Genomic DNA, 19,265 nt, shown 5'->3' with positions numbered 1-19,265 from the left:
GCGGCCCACTGGGCCTCGCTGGCTACGGCCAATCACACCGCCGCCATCTACATGGGCGCCGGCCTGGCGGATCAGGTCAGCGCCAGCCTGATCGCCGCGGGCCGCGCGCCCTCCACCCCCGTGGCCATCGTCGAGAACGGCACCCGGCCCGAGGAGCGGGTGCTGACCGGACGGCTGGACGATCTGGGCGGACTGGTGGCCCGTCACGCCGTCACCGGCCCCGCCATGCTGTTCGTGGGCGAGGTGGCGGCCTTCGCCGAAGCCTTCGTCGAGCCGGCCCGTCAGCTTCAGGAGGCCGCGGCATGAAGGTGCTGACCGCCAACCGCCTGTCCGACGGTCGCGTCCTGTACTGGGGCGCGCAGGGTCTGGCCACCGAAGCCCTGGCCGAGGCCCTGTGGCTGGACGACGCCGAGGCCGAGCGCGCCCTGGCGTCCGCCGCCGCCCGGCCCGACCTGTTCGTGAACCCCTATCTGGTGGAGGTGAACGCGGGCGAGCCTTCGGGCCGCGACCGCTTCAAGGAGTTCATCCGCTCCACCGGGCCCACGGTCGGCCACAGCCGTCCCGACATCGAAGGGGCCGCCTGATGTACCGCTATGACGAGTTCGACCATGCCCTGGTCAGCGAACGGATCGCCGAGTTCACCGATCAGGTCCGCCGCCGCGTCGACGGCCGCCTGACCGAGGACCAGTTCAAGCCCCTGCGGCTGATGAACGGGGTCTATCTGCAGTTGCACGCCTACATGCTGCGGGTGGCGGTGCCCTACGGGACGATGAACAGCGCCCAGCTGAAGAAGCTGGGCCACATCGCGCGGGTCTATGACAAGGGCTACGGCCATTTCACCACCCGCACCAACATCCAGTACAACTGGCCCGCCCTGTCGGACCTGCCCGCCATCCTGACCGAGCTGGCCGAGGTCGAGATGCACGCCATCCAGACCTCCGGGAACTGCATCCGCAACGTCACCACCGACGTCTTCGCCGGGGCCACGGACGAGGAGATCGAGGACCCGCGCCCGTGGTGCGAGATCATCCGGCAATGGTCGACGATCCACCCGGAATTCTCGTTCCTGCCGCGCAAGTTCAAGATCGCCGTCATCGCCTCCGAGACTGACCGCGCCGCCATCCGCACCCACGACGTGGGGCTGCAGATCGTGCGGGGCGAGAACGGCGAGACGGCCTTCCGCGTCTTCGTCGGCGGCGGGCAGGGGCGACTGCCCCACATCGCCCAGGAGATCGCCCCCGCCGTGCCGGGCCGCGAACTGCTGGCCTATCTGACCGCCATCCTGCGCGCCTACAATCTGCTGGGCCGGCGCGACAACATCCACAAGGCGCGTATCAAGATTCTGGTGGCCGCCCTGGGCATCGACGCCTTCCGCGAGGAGGTGGAGCGCCAGTTCGAGACCCTGCGCCACGAGGATCTGCGCATTCCGGACGACGAGCTGGCCCGCATCCAGGCCTATTTCGCGCCGCCGCCGTTCGAGACCCTGCCGAAGCACTCCGGCCCGTTCGACCGGGCCCTGCTGGCGGATCCTGACTTCGCCCGCTGGAGCCGCAACAACGTCCGTCGCCACCGCGCGCCCGGCTACGCCAGCGCGATCATCTCGCTGAAGCCCGTGGGCGGCGTGCCCGGCGACATGACGGCGGACCAGATGGACGTGGTGGCCAAGCTGGCCCGGCGCTTCTCCTTCGACGAGGTGCGCGCGGCCTATGAGCAGAACCTGGTGCTGCCCCATGTGAAGCTGGACGACCTGCCCGAGGTCTGGCGCACCCTGCATGCCCACGGTCTGGCCACGGCCAACGCCGATCTGGTCACTGACGTCATCGCCTGCCCGGGGCTGGACTACTGCAGCCTGGCCAACGCCCGCTCCATCCCGGTGGCGCAGGCCCTGTCGAAGCGGCTGGCCGATCTGGACTTTCAGGAGAAGCTGGGCCCGATCCGCGTCAACATGAGCGGCTGCATCAACGCCTGCGGCCACCACCACGTGGGCCACATCGGGGTGCTGGGCGTCGACCGGAAGGGCGAGGAATTCTACCAGATCACCGTCGGCGGCTCGCCCGACGAGCAGGCGGCCCTGGGCGAGATCGTGGGCAAGAGCCTGCCCGCCGAGGACGTGGCTCCCGCCATCGAGCGGGCCCTGAACCGCTACCTGGCCATCCGCCACGAGGGCGAACGCTTCATCGACACCGTGCGCCGCACCGGCGCCGAACCCTTCCGCGAGGCCATCTATGAGGCTGCTTGATCCCCTGCCCGAAACCGACGAGCCGGACGGCGCCATCCCGGGCGACACGCCGCTGGCCGAGGTCGAGGCGGCGGCTGTCGGCGCCAACCGCCTGACCATCCGCTTCGGCGCCTTTCGCGACGGGCGCGGCTTCTCGCTGGCGTCGATCCTGCGCGAGCGGGGCTATGGCGGCGAGCTGATCGCTGCGGGCGACCTGCTGCCCGATCAGGCCCGCCATCTGAAACGCTCCGGCTTCGACGCCGTGCGGCTGAACGCGGGCGCCGACCCAGCGGAATGGCGCGCCATGTTGGCGGTGATCGACACGGTCTATCAGCCTGCGTCTGACGTCGCCGTTCCGGTCTGGCACCGCCGTGCGGCCGTGGAGACGCTGGAGCAGAAGGCCGCCCGGCTGGACGCCCGCTATCGCGACGCCGATCCCGAAACAGTGCTGGCGGCGGCGCACCGGGAGTTCCCCGGCCGCATCGCCCAGCTGTCGTCCTTCGGCGCCGAGGCGGCGGTCAGCTTGCATCTGCTGGCGCAGGTCGATCCCGCCACGCCCGTCCTGTTCCTCGATACCGGCCAGCATTTCCTGCAGACCCTGTCCTATCGCGATAAGCTGACGGCCCGTCTGGGCCTGACCAATGTGAAGATTGTTCTGCCCGACGCCGCCGAGCGCGCGGGCGAGGACCCGAAAAACGATATGTGGCGCTCCGACCCGGACGCCTGCTGCGACCTGCGCAAGGTCCGTCCCCTGGGCCGCGCGGCGGCGGCCTATGACGCCCTTATCACCGGCCGCAAGCGCTATCAGGCGACGACCCGCGAACGGCTGGCCGTGTTCGAGGTTCTGGATGGTCAGGTGCGGGTCAATCCGCTGGCCAATCTGGACGCGGACGAGGTCGAGGCGCGCTTCGACGACCACGACCTGCCGGCTCATCCGCTGGCTGATCAGGCTACGCTTCGATCGGTTGCTGGCCCTGCACCCGCGCGGTGCGGTCGGGCGAGGATGCCCGCGCGGGCCGCTGGTCCGGCGCCGACAAGGTGGAGTGCGGCATTCACTTGAGCGCCCGCGCCGCCTGATCCCGGTCGCGCCGCCGCCTGCGGCGTCCTATATGTCTCGTCTCCCACCTGCCCGGATGACAACCATGCCCGTCACCCAGTCCGTCGCCGACCTGATCGGCAACACGCCCCTGATCAAGCTGAAGAAGGCGTCCGAACTCACGGGCTGCACCATCCTTGGCAAGGCCGAGTTCCTGAACCCGGGCCAGTCCATCAAGGACCGCGCCGCGCTGGGCATCGTCACCGCCGCCCGCGCCTCGGGCGAACTGCTTCCCGGCGGGGTGATCGTCGAGGGCACGGCGGGCAACACCGGCATCGGCCTGGCGCTGGTGGGCGCGGCGCTGGGCCACCCCGTGGTCATCGTCATCCCCCGCACCCAGACCGAGGAGAAGAAGGCCGCCATCCGCGCCCTCGGCGCCCGGCTGGTGGAGGTGGACGCCGCGCCCTTCTCCAGCCCCAACCACTTCGTCCATTATTCCGGGCGGCTGGCGAAGGAGCTGAACGAGACCGAGCCCAACGGCGCCTTCTGGTCCAACCAGTTCGACAACACCGCAAACCGCAACGCCCACTACACCGGCACCGCCCCGGAAATCTGGGAGCAGACCGAGGGCAAGGTCGACGCCTTTGTCAGCGCGGTGGGCTCGGGCGGCACTATCACCGGCGTCTCGGCCTTCCTCAAGGAGCGCAACCCCGACATCCGCATCGCCCTGGCTGACCCCATGGGCGCGGCGCTCTACAGCTGGTTCACCACCGGCGTCATGCAGGGGGCGGGCTCGTCCATCACCGAGGGCATCGGCGTGGCGCGCATCACCGGCAATCTGGAAGGCTTCACGCCCGACCACAGCTATCAGATTCCCGACGAGGAATTCCTGCCCATCGTTTTCGACCTGATCCTCGAAGAGGGCCTGTCGCTGGGCGGCTCCAGCGGAGTCAACATCGCCGGCGCCCTGCGGCTGGCGCGCGAGATCGGCCCCGGAAAGACTATTGTCACGCCCCTGTGCGATCCCGGCACGCGCTATGCGTCCAAGCTGTTCAACACCGACTTCCTCAAGTCGAAGGGTCTGCCCCTGCCGCCCTGGGCCGCCGGCGTTCCGGCCGAGGCGGCGGCGTAGGCTCGCTCTAGGCTTCGGTCTCCATCGAAGCGTCGTACTGGCCGAGGCTGGCCAGGCTGTTCATTTTCGCACGGTGGGCGAAGGCGGCCTGGGCCTTGGCGGCGTTGGCGTTGTCGCCGCCCCAGGCGCGCTGCGGCGCGGCCTGAAGCGCGCGGCCGTAAGAGAAGGTCATCTTCCAGGGGAAACCGCCGATGCGGTTCATGGCGTCCAGATGAGCGGTGGCCTGTTCGTCGGTCTGACCGCCGGACAGATAGGCGATGCCCGGGACCGATGACGGCACGGTGGCCTTGAGCGCGGCGATGGTGCGCTCGGCCACCTCGTCCACCGTCGCCTGACGCACGCTGCCCTTGCCCGAGATGACCATATTGGGCTTCAGCACGATGCCCTCCAGCGCCACGCGCTGCTCGAACAGCTCGCTGAACACCGTCTGCAGCACCTGGCGCGTGACCTCGTCACAGCGGTTGATGTCGTGGGGGCCGTCCATCAGCACCTCCGGCTCCACGATCGGCACGATCTGCTCCTGCTGGCAGATGCGGGCGTAGCGGGCCAGGGCGTGGGCGTTGGACTTGATGCAGGTCCAGGTGGGCACGCCGTCGGCGATCTCGATGACGCCGCGCCACTTGGCGAAGCGCGCGCCGCGCTCGCGGTAGGAGCGCAGGCGCTTGGACAGACCATCCAAGCCCTTGGTGACCGTCTCGCCGGGGAAGCCGGCCATCTTGGTCGCGCCCTTGTCCACCTTGATGCCGGGGATGGCGCCGGAGGCGTTGATCAGGTCCACCAGCGGGGTGCCGTCGGCGGCGTCCTGGAACAGGGTCTCCTCGAACAGGATGACGCCCGAGATGTGGTCCTTCATGGCGTCCGCGCGGAACATCAGCTCGCGATAGTCGCGGCGGTTGTCCTCGGTATTCTCCACCCCGATGGCGTCAAAGCGCTTCTTGATGGTGCCCGTGGATTCGTCCGCCGCCAGGATGCCCTTGCCGGGCTGCACCATGGCCGTCGCCACCGCGTTCAGAGCCGCGAGATCCATGCCGAAATACCCCTGAATATGTTGTTTTGCCGCTGTCTAGCGTCCGGCGGCGGCAAAGTCACGCCGCGTTACAGGAAGATCAGCCCCCGTATTTCGCGGCGTCCTCGTCCGAAATGTCCTCGTTGGAATAGACGTTGGCCACGTCGTCCTCGGCGTCCAGGGCGTCCAGCAGCTTGAACAGGGTGCCGACCGCTTCGCCGGTGACCGGAACCTCGGACTGGGGCTTCCAGACCAGGGCGGTGGACTTGGGATCGCCCAGAACCTTGGACATGGCCTCGGCCACCTCGTTCAGATCCTCGAAAGCGGTCCAGATGGTGTGGCCGGGCGCATCCTCGTAGATGTCGGGCTTGACCAGATCGCTGTGCACATCCTGGGCGCCCGCCTCGATGGCGGCTTCCATGACGGCGTCCTCGGTGCCCGCCTCGGCCGGATAGCGGATCTCGCCGACCCGGTCCCACATGAAGGCGACGGAGTTCATTTCGCCCAGGGCGCCGCCGTTCTTGGTGAAGGCGGCGCGGATGTTCGACCCCGCGCGGTTGCGGTTGTCGGTCAGGGCCTCGACGATGATGCCCACCCCGCCGGGGCCGCGGCCCTCGTAGCGGATCTCCTCCATGGTATCGACGTCGCCGCCGGCCGCCTTGCTGATGGCGCGCTGGATCACGTCCTTGGGCAAACTTTCGGCCTTGGCGTTGTTGACCGCCAGGCGCAGGCGCGGGTTCAGCGCCGGGTCGGGCAGGCCGGACTTGGCCGCCACGGTGATTTCCCGCGACAGGCGCGAGAACAGCTTGGAGCGCACCGCGTCGGCGCGCCCCTTGCGGTGCATGATGTTCTTGAACTTGGAATGGCCGGCCATGCGGAACCCCGGAATCTGGGTCGGAAAGGGAAGGGCGCCATCTAGCGCAACCCGTTCAGCCTAACAAGGAACCGGTGCGCCGGCCGGGGATTAGACCTGGATCAGCCAGCTGGAGGGATGACATGGCCGCCGAAGACGTTCTGATCGACGAAGACGACGAAGCCGACATCGTGGAATGGTACGAGGCCCGGCCCGTCACCGTCTCGACTGCCGTCGCCACCGGCGCAGTGGTCACCGCCTTCGCGTTGGGCGTGCTGACCGGTGTCGGCGCTTGGCGCTCATGGGGTGGCTGGACGACTGACGATCCGTGGAGGCCGGACCGGTCCGAGCCTTCGATGGGATTTGTCAGGGGTTCTTGCGAGGGGTTTCGGGCCTATCGCCGTACTCCTGCTCGTCCCTTGCCTCCCGCAGCTTGAACGCCATTCTGGCAACTAGCGCGAACATCCCAATCAAAGCTCCGAACCCAATGCAAAACGCACTTTCGGCAAACGAGACATAAGAAATGGCCAGATTGACGGAGCCAGTGTTGGCTCCGCCGATGAAGGTGTTCATCAGGTTGTAGGCAGCAGCGTAGACGCCCATGAGGGGAGCTAGTAGGGCCAGCGTTGTCGTCGTTACTAGCGTGCCGGATTTGACCCTTCCTTCAGTCAGAATTTCTGATGCCGCCAGCACGATTAAAAGACAGGCAAACGCGACCAAGATGAGCAAATTAAGCTGAACCACCGGGTCCATATCCAGAACAAGACGGGACAACGTAAGTCTGCTTGAGAATTCCGAAGTTGGGCCGATCATGGACAGCTCCTGCGTCAACTGGCGTCAGGACGAATGGATGACATGAAAATCAAACGGCCGGAATCGCCTGACTCAATCGGCCGCCGACCCGGATCGGCTCGACGCGCGTGGCGAGGCCCGTGCGGTCGTCCGTCTCCACATAGACCCCGCAGACGGTTGCCGGGCCGCTTGCCGGCACGTAGCGACCGCCGGACAGGCGGGTGGTGAAGCGGCGCAAGGGCTCTTCCTTGTCGTTGCCGATGACCGAGTCGTAGTCGCAGCAGCCGCCGGCGTCGGTCTGGTAGGCGGTGCCGCCCGGCAGGATCTGGCAGTCTGCGGTGGGGACGTGGGTGTGGGTGCCCACCACCAGAGAGGCGCGGCCGTCGCAGAAATGGCCCATGGCCATCTTCTCGCTGGTGGCCTCGCAGTGCATGTCCACGATCACGGCGTCGGCGACCACGCCCAGCGGCGCGGCGTTGAGCTCACGCTCCACCGCGCTGAACGGGTCGTCCATGGGGTCCATGTGAATCCGGCCCAGCACATTCATGACCAACACTCGACGGCCGTCCGATGTCGTGAACACGTCGGCGCCACGGCCCGGCGCGTCCATCAGGCGCGGGTAGTTAGCCGGTCGGATCAGGCGCGGCTCGCGCACGATATAGGTGAGGGCCTCGCGCTGGTCCCAGGAGTGATTGCCCAGGGTCAGGACGTCGGCGCCGGCGTTGAAGATGTCACGCGCCGTGTTCTCGGTGATGCCGAAGCCGCCCGCCGCGTTCTCTGCGTTGACCACCACGAAATCCAGCTTCAGGTCGCGGCGAAGGCCCGGCAGGTGATCGGACAGCCCGTCACGCCCGGACTTGCCCACAACATCGCCGAAGAAAGCCAGTCTCATTCAGATACCCTTTTGCGCGGTCCTATAGCCCGCTTCGGTCAGGACTCCATCCAGAGGCTGGTCGTGGGCGTCCATGGGCAGGTTGTCCATTTCCTGGGCCGCATAGGCCAGGCCGACGGCGGCGATGCGGGGCATGCGGTCTTCTGCACGCAGGGCCCCTAGCGTCCGGTCGTAATAGCCACCGCCCTGGCCGAGCCGTCCGCCTGCGGCGTCGAACGCGAGCAGCGGCACCATGATCAGGTCGGGGATGATCTCGCCGGCCAGGTCCAGCGGCGCCGGGCATCCGGCCTGATCCAGCTCCAGAGGATCGCCGGGGCGCCAGCGGCGAAAGACCAGCGGGGCGTCGCGACGCACCACCACCGGCAGGGCCAGTTCCAGCCCGTGAACCATCAGGGCGCGGGCCAGAGGGGCAGCGTCCATCTCCGAGCCCAGCGCGCCATAGAGGGCGGCGGTGAGGGTTCGGTCGGAGGCGTCTGTCGCGAAGTCGCCGGTGCTGGAAAACAGAGCATCCAGCATGGCGCCCACATGCTCCACCAGCCGCTCGGCAGCGTAGGGGTTGGCGTCGGCGGCCTGTTTGCGGCGGCCCCGCATGGCGGCGCGAAGATCGGCTTTGACGGTCACGATCCCAGCCTAGCGTATTTCGGGGGAAAGGGTTGGCGGCGCCGCGAGAGCCGTGAAGGACGGTTTGATCCTCTCGAGCCTGGATAACCAGGTGGGCGCCGTATGCCCGGGCCCACGAGCCCGGACAGGGACAACTCCCTTCGAGTGAATTAAGGCCGCGAGGATATGTTGCCTTCGACGTGAGCCACAGCATGACCCGCCACCGCGCAAGATAGGCGCGAGCGGTGTCTTCAACAAGGCGGATCAGATCCCAGCTGCGATCTTCTCGATCCGTGCGGCGACGGCGTTCAGAGCCTCGGCGACCCCGGCCTCGGAGGGCGCAGCGGCGGGGGCGGGGGGAGTCTCGCCCATACGGGCTTCCTGAAGCTGGTCCGCCAGCACCAGGGCGGCCATCAGGAACAAACGGATGTCGCCCACCTGGCCCACGTCGGCAGCCACGTCGCGCACATGGTTGTCGAACTGCTTGGCCAGGATGCGCACGCGCTCTTCCTGCCCGTCAGCGCAGCCCACCCCATAGGGCCGGCCGTTGATCTCGACGGTGACGGTGGCCATCAGCCCTCTCCATTCAACATGGCGCGGACCTCGTCGGCGGCGCGCGACAGGGCTCGGGACGCCTCATCGGCGGCGGTCTCCAGTTCGGCCACGCGGGCGGTGCTCTCGGCATTGGGGGCGGCGCCGCCGGATCGCGGTGCGAACAGGTCGTCGTCGGCCACGTGCGCCGGCCGCGCCTTCAGCTCACGCACCTTGCGCTCCAGATCGTTCAGCGCACGGTCGATGCGGGCCCGTGCGGCCTCGACGGCGTCAGCCATGCTCAAATCCTCCAGTTTTCGTATAGAACCCGAAGGCGCGTCGGGGTAAAGCGGCGCCGCCCCCGTTTACTATTCATTCTTCGAGAGGTCCGCCGCCGTGGCCGAGCCCCAGACCACCCGCACTCCGTCCGCCAAGCCCTCAATGCGCCAGATGGCCGATGCGATCCGGGTTCTGTCCATGGACGCGGTGGAAAAGGCCAACAGCGGCCACCCCGGCATGCCCATGGGCATGGCCGATGTGGCGACGGTGCTGTTCTCGAAATATCTCAAGTTCGACGCCAGCCGTCCGGACTGGGCGGACCGGGACCGGTTCATCCTGTCGGCGGGCCACGGCTCGATGCTGTTGTACAGCCTGCTGCACCTGACCGGTTACAAGGCCGTGACCAAGGAGGAGCTGTCCAACTTCCGCCAGTGGGGATCCAAGACGGCGGGTCACCCGGAGTACGGCCACATCCCCGGCGCCGAAACCACCACCGGTCCGCTGGGCCAGGGCCTGGCCAACGCCGTGGGCTTCGCCATGGCCGAGCGGCACCTGAACGCGCGCTTCGGCGAGGATCTGGTGGACCACCGCACCTGGGTCATCGCCGGCGACGGCTGTCTGATGGAGGGCGTCAGCCAGGAAGCCATCGGCATCGCCGGACGGCTGAAGCTGAACCGGCTGACCGTGCTGTGGGACGACAACGACATCACCATCGACGGCGCGGTGCGCCTGTCCGACGCCACCGACCAGCTGGCGCGCTTCAAGGCCTCGGGCTGGGCGGTCAAGGCCATCGACGGCCATGACGAGGGCCAGATCCGCCGCGCCCTGCTGTGGGCCACGCGCCAGGATAAGCCGACCCTGATCGCCTGCAAGACCAAGATCGGGCGCGGCTCCGCCACCATGGAAGGCAGCCACAAGACCCACGGCGCGGCCCTTGGCGCCGCCGAGGTGGCCGCCACCCGTCTGGGTCTGAACTGGGATCACGCCCCGTTCGACCTGCCGGACACCATCGAGAAGGCCTGGCGCGCCGTGGGCCGCCGGGGGGGCAAGCTGCGCAAGGCCTGGGAAGGCCGTCTGGCCGCTCACCCACAGGCGGACCACTTCACCCGCGCCATGAAGGGCGATCTGCCCGCCGGCGCCTTCGACGCCCTCGACGCTAAGATCGCCGAACTGGTGGAGACGAAGCCGGCCCAGGCCACACGTCAGTCCTCGGGCGCCGCCTTGACCGAGCTGTTCGGCCGCATCCCCGAGATGATCGGCGGCTCGGCCGACCTGACCGGGTCCAACAACACCTACGTCAAGGACACGCCGATCCTCGACACGCCGGACTATTCCGGCCGCTATGTGAACTGGGGCATCCGCGAGCACGGCATGGCCGCGGCCATGAACGGCATGGCGCTGCACGGCGGCGTGATCCCCTACGGCGGCACCTTCATGGTGTTCTCCGACTATTCGCGCCCGTCCATCCGCCTGGCCGCCCTGATGGGCATCCGGGTGGTGCATGTGCTGACTCACGACTCCATCGGTCTGGGCGAGGACGGCCCCACCCACCAGCCGGTGGAGCATCTGGCCGCCCTGCGCGCCATTCCCAACCTGCTGGTGTTCCGCCCCGCCGACACGGTGGAGGCGTTCGAGTGCTGGAAGCTGGCGCTGGAGCACCGCACCGCCCCGTCGGCCCTGGCCCTGTCGCGCCAGAAGACCGACGCGGTGCGCGTCACCGCGTCAGACGAGAACCTGTGCGCCCGGGGCGCCTATGAGTTGCGCGCCGCTGACGGCGAGGCCAAGGCCACCCTGTTCGCCACCGGCACCGAGGTTCCGCTGGCGCTCAAGGCCCGCGACACCCTGCAGGCCCAGGGCGTGCCGACCCGGGTGGTCTCGGTGCCGTGTTTCGAACTGTTCGAGCAGCAGCCGAAGGCCTATCAGGACGCCGTAATCGGCCGCGGCACGGTCCGCGTCGCCGTCGAGGCCGCCATCAAGCAGGGCTGGGAGCGGTTCATCGGCGAAGACGGTGGCTTTGTGGGCATGTCGTCCTTCGGCGCCTCGGCCCCGGCCCCGCGCCTGTACGAAGGCTTCGGCATCACCGCCGATGCGGTGGTGGAACAGGTGAAGGCGCGGCTGTAAGGCCCGGCTTCAAGGGAGACCGACGATGAGGAGCCTGTTGGGGATGCTTGTCGTCGCCGCCTTCCTGACCGGGGCTGCGCCCGCTGCGCGCGCGCAGGAGACGACCCCTGAGGCGCCCCCCGAGACGCCCATCGTGATCGGGACCTCCTACGCCTTGGCCTCCTCGATCTATGGGACCGCGCGCGAGATCAACGTCTGGCTGCCGCCGGGCTATGACGACAGCGCGACCGCCTATCCCGTCCTCTACCTGCTGGACGGCGGGGTGACGTTTCAGGACTTCCACCACATTTCCGGCATCGCCCAGCTGGGCACCGTCAACGGCACGTCGCGCGATGTGATCGTCGTCGGGATCGCTTCGGCAGACCGGCGCAACGAGCTGGCGCTGCCGACCGAAGACCCGGCGCTGATCTCTCGCTATCCGACGCAGGGGCAGTCCGGTCGCTTCCGCAGGTTCATCGCGGAAGAGGTACAGCCCTTCATCGAGGGTCGCTTCCGGACGAATGGCGAGACCGCGCTCATGGGCGAGTCGCTGGGCGGCCTGTTCGTGGTGGAGACCTTCCTCAAGGAGCCGCAGATGTTCGACGCCTATGTGGCGGTCAGTCCAAGTCTGTGGTGGGACGGCGGGCGGCTGGCGCGGCAGGCGGGCGCGCATCTGAGGGATCACGCCAATGATCCGCGCACCCTGATCCTGACGTTGGGCGACGAGGGTGCTGAAATGCAGGCGCCCATGGACGTTCTACTGGCCAATCTGCGGGACCACGCCATACCCGGTGTGACCTGGGACTTCACGCCGCGCCCGACCGAAAGCCACGCCACCATCTATCACGGGGCCGCGCTGGAGGCGTTCCGACGCCTGTATCCGGCGCCGCAGACTGGAGACTGACCATGCGCATCGGCACCCCTCTATCCGACACCGCCGTGCGCGTGATGCTGCTGGGCGCGGGCGAACTGGGCAAGGAAGTGGCCATCGAGCTGCAGCGTCTGGGCGCCGAGGTGGTGGCGGTTGATCGCTATCCCAACGCCCCGGCCATGCAGGTGGCGCACCGCAGCCACGTCATCCCCATGACCGACCCGCAGGTGCTGAACGGGGTCATCATGGCCGAGGCGCCGCACATCATCGTGCCCGAGATCGAGGCCATCGCCACCGACGTGCTGGCCGCCATCGAGGCGGCGGGCATGGCCACGATCATCCCCACCGCCCGCGCCACGCAACTGACCATGAATCGCGAAGGCATCCGCCGTCTGGTCGCCGAAGAGCTTGGGCTGCTCACCAGCCCCTACGCCTTCGCCGGTTCGGCCATGGAGATTGCGGACGCGGCTCACCGCATCGGCCTGCCGGTCTTCGTGAAGCCGGTCATGTCCTCGTCCGGCAAGGGCCAGAGCTATGTGGAGGCGCTGGAGGACTGCGCCAACGCCTGGGCCTACGCCCAGTCCGGCGGCCGGGTCGAGACGACGCGGGTGATCGTCGAGGGGCGCATCGACTTCGATTTCGAGATCACCCTGCTGACCGTGCGCTCCCTGCGCGACGGACAGGTGGTCACCGATTTCTGCGACCCCATCGGCCATCGTCAGGTCAAGGGCGACTATGTGGAAAGCTGGCAGCCCCAGCCCATGAGCTCCGCCGCCCTGACCGCTGCGCAGGACATAGCCCGCGAGGTCACCGACGCGCTCGGCGGCCTCGGTCTGTTCGGCGTCGAGTTGTTCGTGAAGGACGATCAGGTCTGGTTCTCCGAGGTATCGCCCCGACCGCACGACACGGGGCTGGTGACGCTGGCCAGCCAGCGTTTCAGCGAGTTCGCCATCCACGCCCGCGCCATCCTGGGCCTGCCGGTGGACGTGAGCCGCACCGACATCGCCGCCAGCGCCGTGATTTATGGCGGCATGGACGCGCAGGGCATCGCCTTCGAGGGCGTCGACCACGCCCTGTCCGTGCCCACCGCCGACATCCGCCTGTTCGGCAAGCCCGAGAGCTTCGAGCATCGCCGCATGGGCGTGGCCCTTGCCCGGGGCGACACCACCGATCAGGCTCGCGACCGGGCGCGCGAAGCCGCCTCCAGGGTCAAGCCGGTCAGGGGTTAGCGGCCAGCCGCGCCACAGCCGCCGCAAGGATCACGTCCTCGTCCGCGCGCCGCTGGGCCAGAGTGGGGACGATCTCCACGTCGGGGATCACGCCGCGTCCCTCCAACACCACACGCGACGGCGTGCGCAATTCGTGGACGCCTACGCTGAGCCGCCCGCCGTCGGGCAGGTTCAGGGTGTTGGACAGAACCACAATGCCGGTGGTCTGCTCGCCCATCACCACCGCGCGCCCGGATTCTTGAAGCGCGGCGGCCAAGATCTCGGATGCGCTGGCCGAACCGCCGTCAGCCAGGATCACCAGCGGCCCCAGCCAGGGCGCCTCGGCGGGCTCGGCCTCATAGCGCAAATCGATCAGGCGTCCGGTGCGCAACGCCGCGGTCTGTTTCCGCTCAATCAGCCCGCCCATGATCCGCAGCATGGCGTTGATCTGGCCGCCGTCATTCTCGCGCAGGTCGATAATGACGCCGGACGGGTTCTCGGCCGCCGCCATGGCCAACTGCTCGAGCACCCAGTCGGCGGTGGGGCCGTCGAAATCCTCGAAGGCCACATAGATCACGCCGCCGTCCAGGCGCTCCACGGTGCGTCGCGGCTCGGCGGGCAGGATCTCCCCGGTCAGGGATCTGACCTGGCGTGCGCCATGCTCGTCGGTGAACACCGCCTCGTCCACGCGGCCGTCGGCGGGCGGGGCCGCACCTTCCAGCGGTCGTCCGTTGAGGGTCTCCAGCCGCCAGCCGATCTGGACCCCGGCCTCCACCGCCGAGCCGTCCCCGCGCACTGAATGGACGAACCAGCCGTCCGGCGACCAGCGCAGGGCCATGCCATAACTGGCGTGATGGTCGCCCCGCTCGATGGCTTCGTTTCGTTGGCGGCGGTGGGGCGCCATGGCGTTGGTGTGCCGGTCGTCCAGCACCTCCAGCACCTCGTTGAAGCTGTCATAAAAGGCGAACTCGTCGGCCTGGGCGACCACCGCCTCGCGCCGCTGGGCCGCCACGACGGGCCAGTCCACGCCGTTGAAGTCGGCACGGTAGAACAGCTGTTCCACCCAGGCCGTCGCTGCGTCATAGACCTGTTCGTTCACCGCCCGCCGCTCGGCCGACCCGTCCGCCACCACCACCGGCGCCGGCGTCGGCTCGCCCGACCGCACATAGGGCAGCGCACTCTGGCACGCGGCCAGCACCAGGGCGGTCAGGCCGATCAGGATCGGGGACAGGCGGATGCACGGCATCATGCGGTCAAGCTAGACACATCGTATATGGTCGGGAACTGCAAAGTTGAGGGGCGGATCAGACGACTGCGGCCGGCATCCCTTCCACGCGCAGCCGCGCCGCGTCCCGTGCGGGCGGCGCCCCGAACAGGCGGACGTATTCTCGCGAAAATTGGGAGGGGCTATCGTAACCGACCTGAAAGCCCGCGCCCTGGGCGTCGCAGGCCTCGCTCAGCATGAGGCGGCGGGCTTCCTGGAGACGGATCTGCTTCTGATACTGAAGGGGGCTCATGGCGGTCACCGCCTTGAAATGCTGGTGCAGGGCCGAGGGGCTCATGCCCACCTCGCGGGCCAGGGCCTCGATGCTGAACGGACGATCATAATTGTCGCGGATCCAGGCGATGGCGCGGGTCACATGGGACAGGCGGCTGTCGGGCGCGCCGATCTGACGGACGACGCCCGCCTGATCCCCGGTGAGCAGCCAGTAGTGGATTTCGCGTCGGATCAGGGGCGCCAGCACTGCGGCATGCCCGGGGTTGTCCAGAAGTCGCACCATGCGCACTGCCGCGTCCGCCAGTTCTGGCGTGGTGCGGCTGAGATGCACCCCACGCGAACCTTCGCCGCCCGGCGCGGGTGGGCGGGCCGCCATCAAGTCTATCAAGACCGCCGGCTCCAGGTCGATGCGCAGGCAGAGGTAGGGACGCTCGGTCGAGGCCTCGGTCACCTGGCCGGTCAGTGGAAGGTCGACGGACACCACAAGGTGGGATGCGGCGTCGTAGCGATAGGTCTCCTCGCCCAGCATGACCACCTTGGCGCCCTGGGCGATGATGCATACGGCCGGCTGATGCAGAACGGGAATCCGTTCTGTCGGCTGCCCCTGCCGAATGAGCGCCATGCCGGGAACAGCCGTATCGAACATGCCGTCTCCGGGCGTGTGTCGGGCGATCAGTGAGGCGAGTGGCTCCATGTTCCCTGCATTCCACCGCCAGATGCCGGGTGCAACGGGCCATGCCGCACAGTGGAGGATCGTGCAAGAATCCGAAAGGACCATTCTAACGCGTCCGCATGTCCACGCCCTATCCCGGTCTCGTCAGACCAAGGAGGCAAACATGACGGAAGCAATGAATAAGGTGGTGCTCGTGTCCGGGGCCAGCAGCGGCATCGGCGAAGCGATCGCCCGCGAGTTGGCCGGGGCCGGCGCCCGGTTGGTGATCGGCGCGCGGCGGCTGGACCGGCTCGAAGCCCTGAAGGCCGACATCGAGGCGGCGGGTGGCGAGGCCATGGCCCGCACCCTGGACGTGACCTCGCGCGAGGATGTGCAGGCCTTCGTGGAGGCGGCCCGCGAGCGCTTCGGCCGGGTGGACGTGATCGTCAACAACGCCGGCGTCATGCCGCTGTCGCCGCTGGCCGCCCTGAAGGTCGACGAGTGGGACCGCATGATCGACGTCAACATCCGCGGCGTCTTGCACGGCATCGCGGCGGCGCTGCCGATCATGGAGGCGCAGGGCGAGGGCCAGATCATCAACATCGCCTCGACCGCCGGGCACCAGATCCTGCCGACCGCGTCGGTCTATTGCGCCACCAAGTTCGCGGTGCGGGTGATCTCGGAGTCCCTGCGTCAGGAGACGGACAAGGTGCGGGTGTCGGTGGTGTCGCCGGGCGTGACCGTGTCGGAGCTGGCCGAGACCATCACCCACGCCGACACCGCCGCCTTCATCGACGAATACCGCAAGAAGGCGATCCCGGCTGAGGCCATCGCCCGCGCGGTGCGCTTCGCCATTGAACAGCCGCCCGAGGTGGACGTGAGCGAGATCATCGTCCGCCCGACCGCGACCACGGTCTGATCCCGTCTAGGGCGAGGACGCCATATCCTCGCCCTCGACGTACGTCGCCTAGTCCTCCCTGCGTTCCCGGCGGAGCATCCTGTGCTGCCCGTGTTCCCCGTCTTCCAGATAGCCGGAGCCGTCGGCGTCCATGCGGCGGAAGGTTTCGCCCATGCGGGCCAGGAACTCGGCCTCCGACACGCGGCCGTCGCCATCCGTGTCCATGGCGTCCGACCCCTCGCCCAGCATCATGATGCGCGGGCCGTGCTCGCCGCCGCTCGCGCCGCCGCGTACGATGCGGCGCACCTCCACGCGGGTCTCGCCGTCCGAGCGTTCGATGATCACCGGCCCGCCCTCGCCATGCCACTCCATCGGGCCGTCTTCGCCAGAGCGGAACATGAAGACGTGACGGTCGCCGCCCTCGCCCCGCGAACGCCCTGCGCCAGGGCCTCGGTGGACACGCGCCCGGCGCCCTCGGCGTCGATGCGCGTCCAGGCGGTCATCATGGGCATGAGGAACTCCTCGCGCGTGACATAGCCGTCGCCGTCGCGGTCCAGCCCGCCTTCACTGCCCGCTCCGTTCAGGACCATGACGCGGGTTTCGGTGCGGTTCTCGGCTTCCTGCGCCCCGGCGGCGGGGGCGATAAGCATGAGGGCGGCGATGGCGGCGGCTGTGCGCATGAGAGGTCTCCCGTTGAATGCGCCTTCGAAAGGGCGCGGATACGACCTGATGAACCACGCGCCTTGCGGGGATATTTCACTCGACCCCGCCTTTGTTTCAGCCTTGAAATACGGTCGCCGCGACCGCCTTTCACAATGAGGGCCATGACTGACACCCAAGCCCGCCCCCGCCTTCTGGTCGTGGATGACGACCCCGGCATCCGCGAGGTGCTGTGCGACTATCTGGACCGACACGGCTATGCGGCCGAGCCCGCCGCCTCGGCGGCCGAGATGGACCGGGCGCTGCAGGCGCGGCCCGCCGACCTGGTGGTGCTGGATGTAATGATGCCCGGCGAGGACGGCCTTTCCGCCTGCCGCCGCCTGGCCTCTCGGGGGCAGGCGGTGGTCATGCTCTCGGCCATGGGCGAGGAGACGGATCGCATCGTGGGGCTGGAGCTGGGCGCCGACGACTACCTGGCCAAGCCTTGCAATCCCCGCGAACTGCTGGCGCGGGTGCGGGCGGTGCTGCGGCGGCGCGACGGCTCGGCCCCCGTGGGCGAAGCGCCGGTGCTGGCCTTCGCGGGCTGGCGGCTGGATCTGACCCGCCATGAACTCACGGCACCGGACGGACGCGCCGTGACCCTGACGGCGGGCGAGTTCGCCCTGCTGCACGCCTTGGTGCGACGGCCCGGCCGGGTCATGAGCCGCGATCAGCTGCTGGACGCCGCCTTCGGCCAGACAACAGACAGCTTTGACCGCGCCGTGGACGTGCAGATCAGCCGCCTGAGGAAAAAGCTGGACGACGGCTCGGGCCGGTCGCTGATCGTCACCCGGCGCGGCGAGGGCTATCTGTTCGACACCCCGGTGACGCAACGATGAGGCGCCGGTTCTCCCGATGGGCCGCGCCGCCGGTGCTTGTCCAGGTGGCGGCTTTGGCGGCGGTGGCGGTGATCGCGGCCCAGGCCGTGACCTTCACTTTGATCGTCCTGGCGCCCGAGCCGCGCCCGGCCGGCTTCGGCGTGCCCGCCGCCGCCGAGGCCCTTAGGGGAGGCGAGAGTGAAACCTCGGACGGCCGCCGCCTGCGCCGTCGCATCGCTGCGGAACCGCCCGCTGCGCCCCAGACCTCGCCCCTCGAAGTCGCGCTGGCCGCGGCCCTCGCCGAACGTCTTGAAGTGGAGCCTGAGGCCGTTCGTGTGCGGCTGGAGCCGCCGCGCCGCGATCGTTTCGCACCGACCTTGCGGGGCCCCGCCCCGGGTGGCCCGGGCCGGCAACGCAGCGAAAGCTTCGTTTTCGTCCAGCGCGACGAGCAAGACAGACCGCCTGTCCCCGCTCCGCCGTCCGCCGTGGCCCAAGGCGAAATCCATACCGAGGTTCGGGTCATTCGTCAGGGAGAAGCGGGGGCGCCGATCCGCATCGAGCGGGGTGGGACCGGGTTCACCTTGCTGGCCGAGCATCTGACCTTCGCGCCCTTCACGGCGGCGCTTCAGCTTGAGGACGGGCGATGGGCCGTGGTGGCGCCGCCGCGCGGCCTGCTCAGCCCGTGGCAGGCGCGCATCCTGATGGGGCTTCTGATCACCCTGGCCCTGCTGGCGCCGCTGGTCTGGATCATGGCCCGGCGTCTGACCCGGCCCATCCGCCTGTTCGCGGAAGCCGCCCAGCGCCTGGGCGCAGATCCCGAGGCCGAGCCCCTGACCCCGTCCGGCCCGCGCGAGGTGCGCACCGCCATGGCCGCCTTCAATGACATGCAGGACCGAATCCGCCGTCACGTGGCCGAGCGGACCCAGACCATCGCCGCCATCGCCCACGACCTGCGCACGCCCCTGACCCGCCTTCGTTTCCGCGCTGAACAGGCCGAGCCCGCTGTACGCGACCGCATGGCCGCCGACATCGAGGAGATGGACGCCCTGATCGCCCACGCCCTGGCCTATGCGCGGGGAGAGGACGGGGGGGCAGCTGCGCTCCCGACTGAACCTGACCCGGCTGGCGCGCGAAACCGTCCGCGACTTCGCCGAGACGGGCGCCGGGGTGACCATGACCGGG

The 19,265-nt window shown here is 68.7% G+C and carries 22 protein-coding genes and 1 other RNA gene; 11 read left to right on the top strand and 12 right to left on the bottom strand.

Features of this window, described 5'->3' with window-relative positions; all coding sequences use genetic code 11:
- From MBEBAB_RS11845 to MBEBAB_RS11825, 5 genes are all read left to right on the top strand, one after another.
- The coding region (locus MBEBAB_RS11845; RefSeq protein ID WP_045319280.1) for an SAM-dependent methyltransferase at nucleotides 1–306 on the top strand (306 nt) is incomplete at its 5' end.
- A complete protein-coding gene (locus MBEBAB_RS11840; protein WP_021698236.1) occupies nucleotides 303–584 on the top strand; it encodes a DUF2849 domain-containing protein in 282 nt (93 codons plus the stop codon). The genes MBEBAB_RS11845 and MBEBAB_RS11840, both read left to right, overlap by 4 nt.
- On the top strand, nucleotides 584–2,239 hold the full coding sequence (locus tag MBEBAB_RS11835; protein ID WP_021698235.1) for a nitrite/sulfite reductase: 1,656 nt from the start codon (nucleotides 584–586) through the stop codon (nucleotides 2,237–2,239). The genes MBEBAB_RS11840 and MBEBAB_RS11835 overlap by 1 nt, the downstream gene beginning before the upstream one ends.
- Nucleotides 2,226–3,278, top strand: a complete 1,053-nt coding sequence (locus tag MBEBAB_RS11830; RefSeq protein ID WP_021698234.1) for a phosphoadenylyl-sulfate reductase — start codon at nucleotides 2,226–2,228, stop codon at nucleotides 3,276–3,278. Before MBEBAB_RS11835 ends, MBEBAB_RS11830 begins: the two co-directional genes overlap by 14 nt.
- A gap of 82 nt (nucleotides 3,279–3,360) precedes the next feature.
- The gene (locus tag MBEBAB_RS11825; protein ID WP_021698233.1) at nucleotides 3,361–4,386 is read left to right on the top strand and encodes a cysteine synthase A; all 1,026 of its coding nucleotides are present in this window, start codon (nucleotides 3,361–3,363) and stop codon (nucleotides 4,384–4,386) included.
- Nucleotides 4,387–4,393: 7 nt separating this feature from the next.
- On the opposite strand, the gene MBEBAB_RS11820 is transcribed toward MBEBAB_RS11825, so the two are convergent.
- The 8 genes from MBEBAB_RS11820 to MBEBAB_RS11790 all read right to left on the bottom strand — a co-directional run bounded on the left by MBEBAB_RS11820 (nucleotide 4,394) and on the right by MBEBAB_RS11790 (nucleotide 9,359).
- Nucleotides 4,394–5,413, bottom strand: a complete 1,020-nt coding sequence (locus MBEBAB_RS11820) for a class I fructose-bisphosphate aldolase (RefSeq protein ID WP_021698232.1) — start codon at nucleotides 5,411–5,413, stop codon at nucleotides 4,394–4,396.
- Nucleotides 5,414–5,492: 79 nt separating this feature from the next.
- Complete coding sequence (locus MBEBAB_RS11815) at nucleotides 5,493–6,266, bottom strand: YebC/PmpR family DNA-binding transcriptional regulator (protein ID WP_021698231.1); 774 nt, start codon at nucleotides 6,264–6,266, stop codon at nucleotides 5,493–5,495.
- 345 nt (nucleotides 6,267–6,611) lie between these two features.
- Nucleotides 6,612–7,058: a hypothetical protein gene (locus MBEBAB_RS16275; RefSeq protein WP_148291529.1), complete on the bottom strand. Its 447-nt coding sequence runs from the start codon at nucleotides 7,056–7,058 to the stop codon at nucleotides 6,612–6,614.
- 49 nt (nucleotides 7,059–7,107) lie between these two features.
- Nucleotides 7,108–7,929, bottom strand: a complete 822-nt coding sequence (locus tag MBEBAB_RS11805) for a TIGR00282 family metallophosphoesterase (RefSeq protein ID WP_021698229.1) — start codon at nucleotides 7,927–7,929, stop codon at nucleotides 7,108–7,110.
- Nucleotides 7,930–8,550: a 5-formyltetrahydrofolate cyclo-ligase gene (locus MBEBAB_RS11800; RefSeq protein WP_021698228.1), complete on the bottom strand. Its 621-nt coding sequence runs from the start codon at nucleotides 8,548–8,550 to the stop codon at nucleotides 7,930–7,932.
- Between the two features lie 34 nt (nucleotides 8,551–8,584).
- A non-coding RNA gene (gene ssrS / locus MBEBAB_RS15800) (6S RNA) lies at nucleotides 8,585–8,746 on the bottom strand.
- A 47-nt stretch (nucleotides 8,747–8,793) separates the two neighbouring features.
- Nucleotides 8,794–9,102, bottom strand: coding sequence for a cell division protein ZapA (locus MBEBAB_RS11795; protein ID WP_021698227.1), 309 nt, complete (start codon nucleotides 9,100–9,102; stop codon nucleotides 8,794–8,796).
- Nucleotides 9,102–9,359 carry a hypothetical protein gene (locus MBEBAB_RS11790; protein WP_021698226.1) on the bottom strand — a complete coding sequence of 86 codons (258 nt, stop codon included), beginning with the start codon at nucleotides 9,357–9,359 and terminating at the stop codon, nucleotides 9,102–9,104. Before MBEBAB_RS11790 ends, MBEBAB_RS11795 begins: the two co-directional genes overlap by 1 nt.
- A 151-nt stretch (nucleotides 9,360–9,510) precedes the next feature.
- Between MBEBAB_RS11790 and tkt the strand changes: the two genes are divergently transcribed.
- From tkt to purT, 3 genes are read left to right on the top strand one after another with little or no spacing between them, the layout of a single operon-like run.
- The gene (gene tkt / locus MBEBAB_RS11785; protein WP_045319281.1) at nucleotides 9,511–11,460 is read left to right on the top strand and encodes a transketolase; all 1,950 of its coding nucleotides are present in this window, start codon (nucleotides 9,511–9,513) and stop codon (nucleotides 11,458–11,460) included.
- 25 nt (nucleotides 11,461–11,485) lie between these two features.
- Nucleotides 11,486–12,343: an alpha/beta hydrolase gene (locus tag MBEBAB_RS11780; RefSeq protein ID WP_045319278.1), complete on the top strand. Its 858-nt coding sequence runs from the start codon at nucleotides 11,486–11,488 to the stop codon at nucleotides 12,341–12,343.
- 2 nt (nucleotides 12,344–12,345) lie between these two features.
- Nucleotides 12,346–13,539: a formate-dependent phosphoribosylglycinamide formyltransferase gene (purT, locus tag MBEBAB_RS11775; RefSeq protein ID WP_021698223.1), complete on the top strand. Its 1,194-nt coding sequence runs from the start codon at nucleotides 12,346–12,348 to the stop codon at nucleotides 13,537–13,539.
- Here the strand turns inward: purT and MBEBAB_RS11770 are convergent.
- Nucleotides 13,529–14,767: a S41 family peptidase gene (locus MBEBAB_RS11770; RefSeq protein ID WP_021698222.1), complete on the bottom strand. Its 1,239-nt coding sequence runs from the start codon at nucleotides 14,765–14,767 to the stop codon at nucleotides 13,529–13,531. The two genes, purT and MBEBAB_RS11770, sit on opposite strands and share 11 nt — an antisense overlap.
- A gap of 55 nt (nucleotides 14,768–14,822) precedes the next feature.
- Nucleotides 14,823–15,662, bottom strand: a complete 840-nt coding sequence (locus tag MBEBAB_RS11765; RefSeq protein WP_021698221.1) for an AraC family transcriptional regulator — start codon at nucleotides 15,660–15,662, stop codon at nucleotides 14,823–14,825.
- A 190-nt stretch (nucleotides 15,663–15,852) separates the two neighbouring features.
- On the opposite strand from MBEBAB_RS11765, the gene MBEBAB_RS11760 reads away from it, so the two are divergent.
- Entirely contained in the window at nucleotides 15,853–16,587 is a 735-nt protein-coding gene (locus MBEBAB_RS11760; RefSeq protein WP_021698220.1) for an SDR family oxidoreductase, read from the top strand.
- Between the two features lie 48 nt (nucleotides 16,588–16,635).
- Here MBEBAB_RS11760 and MBEBAB_RS16270 read toward each other — a convergent pair whose 3' ends face one another.
- Together MBEBAB_RS16270 and MBEBAB_RS11750 are read right to left on the bottom strand one after the other, a co-directional pair.
- Nucleotides 16,636–16,911 (bottom strand): EF-hand domain-containing protein, encoded by a 276-nt coding sequence (locus MBEBAB_RS16270; protein WP_200865122.1) that lies wholly within the window; start codon nucleotides 16,909–16,911, stop codon nucleotides 16,636–16,638.
- Nucleotides 16,908–17,246, bottom strand: a complete 339-nt coding sequence (locus tag MBEBAB_RS11750) for an EF-hand domain-containing protein (protein WP_021698218.1) — start codon at nucleotides 17,244–17,246, stop codon at nucleotides 16,908–16,910. Before MBEBAB_RS11750 ends, MBEBAB_RS16270 begins: the two co-directional genes overlap by 4 nt.
- Before the next feature lie 144 nt (nucleotides 17,247–17,390).
- On the opposite strand from MBEBAB_RS11750, the gene MBEBAB_RS11745 reads away from it, so the two are divergent.
- Both MBEBAB_RS11745 and MBEBAB_RS11740 read left to right on the top strand, forming a co-directional pair.
- The gene (locus MBEBAB_RS11745; RefSeq protein WP_081703517.1) at nucleotides 17,391–18,104 is read left to right on the top strand and encodes a response regulator; all 714 of its coding nucleotides are present in this window, start codon (nucleotides 17,391–17,393) and stop codon (nucleotides 18,102–18,104) included.
- Nucleotides 18,101–19,265 (top strand): HAMP domain-containing protein (locus MBEBAB_RS11740; protein WP_148291528.1); only part of this gene is annotated, 1,165 nt, incomplete at its 3' end. The genes MBEBAB_RS11745 and MBEBAB_RS11740, both read left to right, overlap by 4 nt.

Source organism: Brevundimonas abyssalis TAR-001, from assembly GCF_000466985.1.
Taxonomy (GTDB): domain Bacteria; phylum Pseudomonadota; class Alphaproteobacteria; order Caulobacterales; family Caulobacteraceae; genus Brevundimonas; species Brevundimonas abyssalis.
This window is presented reverse-complemented; position numbering and strand designations above follow the sequence as displayed.

Coding starts and splice junctions, on each gene's coding strand:
- MBEBAB_RS16275 (WP_148291529.1), bottom strand. CDS start 7,058: ATGATCGGCCCAACTTCGGAATTCTCAAGCAGACTTACGTTGTCCCGT.
- MBEBAB_RS11750 (WP_021698218.1), bottom strand. CDS start 17,246: ATGCGCACAGCCGCCGCCATCGCCGCCCTCATGCTTATCGCCCCCGCC.
- MBEBAB_RS11815 (WP_021698231.1), bottom strand. CDS start 6,266: ATGGCCGGCCATTCCAAGTTCAAGAACATCATGCACCGCAAGGGGCGC.
- MBEBAB_RS11780 (WP_045319278.1), top strand. CDS start 11,486: ATGAGGAGCCTGTTGGGGATGCTTGTCGTCGCCGCCTTCCTGACCGGG.
- MBEBAB_RS11760 (WP_021698220.1), top strand. CDS start 15,853: ATGACGGAAGCAATGAATAAGGTGGTGCTCGTGTCCGGGGCCAGCAGC.
- MBEBAB_RS11835 (WP_021698235.1), top strand. CDS start 584: ATGTACCGCTATGACGAGTTCGACCATGCCCTGGTCAGCGAACGGATC.
- MBEBAB_RS11820 (WP_021698232.1), bottom strand. CDS start 5,413: ATGGATCTCGCGGCTCTGAACGCGGTGGCGACGGCCATGGTGCAGCCC.
- MBEBAB_RS11830 (WP_021698234.1), top strand. CDS start 2,226: ATGAGGCTGCTTGATCCCCTGCCCGAAACCGACGAGCCGGACGGCGCC.
- MBEBAB_RS11790 (WP_021698226.1), bottom strand. CDS start 9,359: ATGGCTGACGCCGTCGAGGCCGCACGGGCCCGCATCGACCGTGCGCTG.
- MBEBAB_RS11765 (WP_021698221.1), bottom strand. CDS start 15,662: ATGTTCGATACGGCTGTTCCCGGCATGGCGCTCATTCGGCAGGGGCAG.
- MBEBAB_RS11795 (WP_021698227.1), bottom strand. CDS start 9,102: ATGGCCACCGTCACCGTCGAGATCAACGGCCGGCCCTATGGGGTGGGC.
- tkt (WP_045319281.1), top strand. CDS start 9,511: ATGGCCGATGCGATCCGGGTTCTGTCCATGGACGCGGTGGAAAAGGCC.
- MBEBAB_RS11825 (WP_021698233.1), top strand. CDS start 3,361: ATGCCCGTCACCCAGTCCGTCGCCGACCTGATCGGCAACACGCCCCTG.
- MBEBAB_RS11745 (WP_081703517.1), top strand. CDS start 17,391: ATGACTGACACCCAAGCCCGCCCCCGCCTTCTGGTCGTGGATGACGAC.
- purT (WP_021698223.1), top strand. CDS start 12,346: ATGCGCATCGGCACCCCTCTATCCGACACCGCCGTGCGCGTGATGCTG.
- MBEBAB_RS11840 (WP_021698236.1), top strand. CDS start 303: ATGAAGGTGCTGACCGCCAACCGCCTGTCCGACGGTCGCGTCCTGTAC.
- MBEBAB_RS11805 (WP_021698229.1), bottom strand. CDS start 7,929: ATGAGACTGGCTTTCTTCGGCGATGTTGTGGGCAAGTCCGGGCGTGAC.
- MBEBAB_RS11770 (WP_021698222.1), bottom strand. CDS start 14,767: ATGATGCCGTGCATCCGCCTGTCCCCGATCCTGATCGGCCTGACCGCC.